The organism is Mumia sp., from assembly GCF_028803055.1.
Taxonomy (GTDB): domain Bacteria; phylum Actinomycetota; class Actinomycetes; order Propionibacteriales; family Nocardioidaceae; genus Mumia.
Genome location: NZ_JARBCJ010000290.1, coordinates 1 through 2,552 on the forward strand (window position 1 = coordinate 1; position 2,552 = coordinate 2,552).

Here is a 2,552-nt window from a genome sequence, read left to right on the forward strand (position 1 = left end):
GTGGAGCTCGTCCGCTGACGGGCGCTCGAAGAGCGCCCGAGCCCGATCGTGGTCCGACTTCTGCAGGTCGACGGTCGTCTCGCGGCCGCTCGCCCATCGACGTGCAGCCCGGGCGCGGCGCTCGGCGTCCGGCAGGTCGACGACGTGCATCTCGAACCGCGCGTCCGCGTGCTCGGCGATCGCACGTACGGCCCATCGCTCAGCCGCCACCCAGCAACCGAAGTCCACGACGACCGACGCCCCAGCGCGGAGGACCTGGTGGGCCGTCCAGAGGAGCCGCCCTTCGAGGATGTCGCGCTTTCCGTCGGCCTCCGGGTCACCGAACAGCGGGATCATCCATTCGTCAGGGGTGAGGCGTACGGCTCGTGCAGTGTCTTCGAGGCCGCGAGCGACCGTGGTCTTGCCGACGCCAGGCAGCCCGACCATGAGGTGAAGGGTTGCTGTCGCGCTCACGGAGAAAGCCTGTCACGTCGCAAGCACGCAGACCCACGACTGACCCAGCCGGCCGCGAGCGACACCGATGATGGCCACCGCGATGGGGCTTCTTGGGCACGAAGGTCGTGGTGACGCCACCTACGAAGACGACCACAGCCAGCAGACCTGTGGCGATCCACAGCGACACGCACATGTCGAGGTTCATGTCACGAAGACACCGTGCGACCACTCGTTGTGACAGGACGGCTTCCTCGACGAACGAGCCGTACGCCGCCGATCAGCTCACGAGCGGATAGTCGCCGAAGCGACCCCATGCGATGAAGGCCGCAATCGCGAGATAGAACCCAGTGAGTGCCACGAGGGCTGGCTGCCCCAACCGGCCATGAGTGATCATCGCCCCGACCATGAGCACCACCCAACAGGCGGCAGTGACGGGGGCCAGCACTGGCGCGATACCGACGACGGCGGGAACGATCAGCCCCACGGCGGCCAGGAGCTCCAGGACACCGAGCGTCTTGACGAAGCCGACGCTCGCATCAGCGGTCCATTCACCACCGCGCTGTGCAGCCAGCCTCTCCTTGGGGATGAAGGTCTTCGTGACTCCACCCACCACGGCGACCAGGGCCAGCAGGCCGGTGGCGATCCACAGCACCACGTTCATGTCGAGGTTCATGTCATGGAGACGCCGCGTGACCGCGTGCTGTGACACGAGGCGGCGCTCCTGCCCCGACCGAGTCGAGTGATGACTAATCCCGCCCTCCCCCGTCACACGTACGACGGGACACGAAAGAGGGAAGGATGACCGATGAGTACGGACACGCGGCTGGAGGAGATCGACATGGGCGATCTGGGCGGGAGCGGTCTCGGCATGCTCGACGAGCAGGCGTTCTCGGGACAGGTGGAACGGCACCGCCGTGAGCTGCACGTGCACTGCTATCGGATGCTCGGGTCGTTCCAGGATGCGGAGGACACAGTCCAGGAGACGTTCCTCCGCGCGTGGCGGCGGCGGGACACGTTCGAGGGCCGCTCGACCTTCCGCGCGTGGCTCTATCGCATCGCCACCAACGCCTCCCTGGACCTGCTGGCCAAGCGTCGCCCGGATCCGGCGACCGGCGGGGAGGTGCCGTGGTTGCAACCGTACCCGGACCGCCTGCTCGACGAGATCCGAGCCGACGACGCAGACGAGCCGGAGAACGCCGCCGTCTCGCGGGAGACGATCGAGCTCGCGTACGTCGTGGCCGTCCAGCACCTCGCGCCGCGTCCGCGGGCCGTGTTGATCCTGCGTGACGTGCTCGGGTGGCCGGCGAAGGACGTCGCTGAGCTCCTCGGAGACTCGGTCAACTCCGTCAACAGCGCCTTGCAGCGTGCCCGAGCCGGCATGCGGGAGCATCTGCCCGCCGAGCGTCAGGACTGGACCGGCGGCGAGGAGGACGCCGAGACCCGCGAGCTGGTGCGCCGTTACACCGAGGCAAGCGTGGACGTCGACATCGACGCGCTCGCCGCGATGCTCAGCGACGACGTGAGGTTCTCGATGCCGCCGACGCCTGGCCTGCACGTCGGCCGCGAGGCCGTGCTGAGCGACTGGGTCGAGGACGGCTTCGAGAGCATGACGGGGCTGCACGCCCTGCCGACCGCGGTCAACCGCCAGCCTGCGCTCGCCGCCTACCTGTGGCAGGAGACCGAGAACGCGTACCTGCCATTGACCATCGACGTCCTGCGGATCAGCGGCGGGAAGGTCACCGAGATCACCATCTTCCACGCCGACCAGTTCCCGCTGCTCGGGCTGCCGGACCGCCTGCAGGCGGACGCATGAGGCGGCTCGTCGGCGTCGGCGTGCTCGCCACGCTCGCCGCGGTCGTCGTCACCACCCTCGCCGCCGCGCTCGCCCGTGCGGCAGGCGTGGACTTGGAGGTGTCGGACGGCGAGGCGATCCCGTTGGCCGGGATCTCGGTGGTGACCGGCTTCTTCTCGCTCGTCGGCGTCGTCATCGCCGCCGCCTTGTTGCGCTGGAGCGCTCGCCCCGCCGTGTGGTTCGTACGGACGACGGTGTCGCTCACCGCGCTCTCGCTCGTCCCGCCGTTCCTCGCCGAGGCGGATGCCGCGACCACCGCCACACT

At 68.8% G+C, this 2,552-nt stretch carries 4 protein-coding genes; 2 read left to right on the top strand and 2 right to left on the bottom strand.

The genetic code is table 11. From position 1 onward, the window contains the following. Positions 1 to 453 (bottom strand): ATP-binding protein (locus PV363_RS17170; RefSeq protein ID WP_301022999.1); only part of this gene is annotated, 453 nt, incomplete at its 3' end. A gap of 259 nt (positions 454 to 712) precedes the next feature. Then, positions 713 to 1,108 (bottom strand): DoxX family protein, encoded by a 396-nt coding sequence (locus tag PV363_RS17175; RefSeq protein WP_255559271.1) that lies wholly within the window; start codon positions 1,106 to 1,108, stop codon positions 713 to 715. A gap of 132 nt (positions 1,109 to 1,240) precedes the next feature. On the opposite strand from PV363_RS17175, the gene PV363_RS17180 reads away from it, so the two are divergent. Both PV363_RS17180 and PV363_RS17185 read left to right on the top strand, forming a co-directional pair. Beyond that, the gene (locus tag PV363_RS17180; protein WP_301023000.1) at positions 1,241 to 2,248 is read left to right on the top strand and encodes an RNA polymerase subunit sigma-70; all 1,008 of its coding nucleotides are present in this window, start codon (positions 1,241 to 1,243) and stop codon (positions 2,246 to 2,248) included. Next, positions 2,245 to 2,552, top strand: a 308-nt coding sequence (locus PV363_RS17185) for a DUF6069 family protein (RefSeq protein WP_301023001.1), incomplete at its 3' end; no start/stop codon positions are given. The genes PV363_RS17180 and PV363_RS17185, both read left to right, overlap by 4 nt.

Coding starts and splice junctions, on each gene's coding strand:
- PV363_RS17175 (WP_255559271.1), bottom strand. CDS start 1,108: ATGAACCTCGACATGAACGTGGTGCTGTGGATCGCCACCGGCCTGCTG.
- PV363_RS17180 (WP_301023000.1), top strand. CDS start 1,241: ATGAGTACGGACACGCGGCTGGAGGAGATCGACATGGGCGATCTGGGC.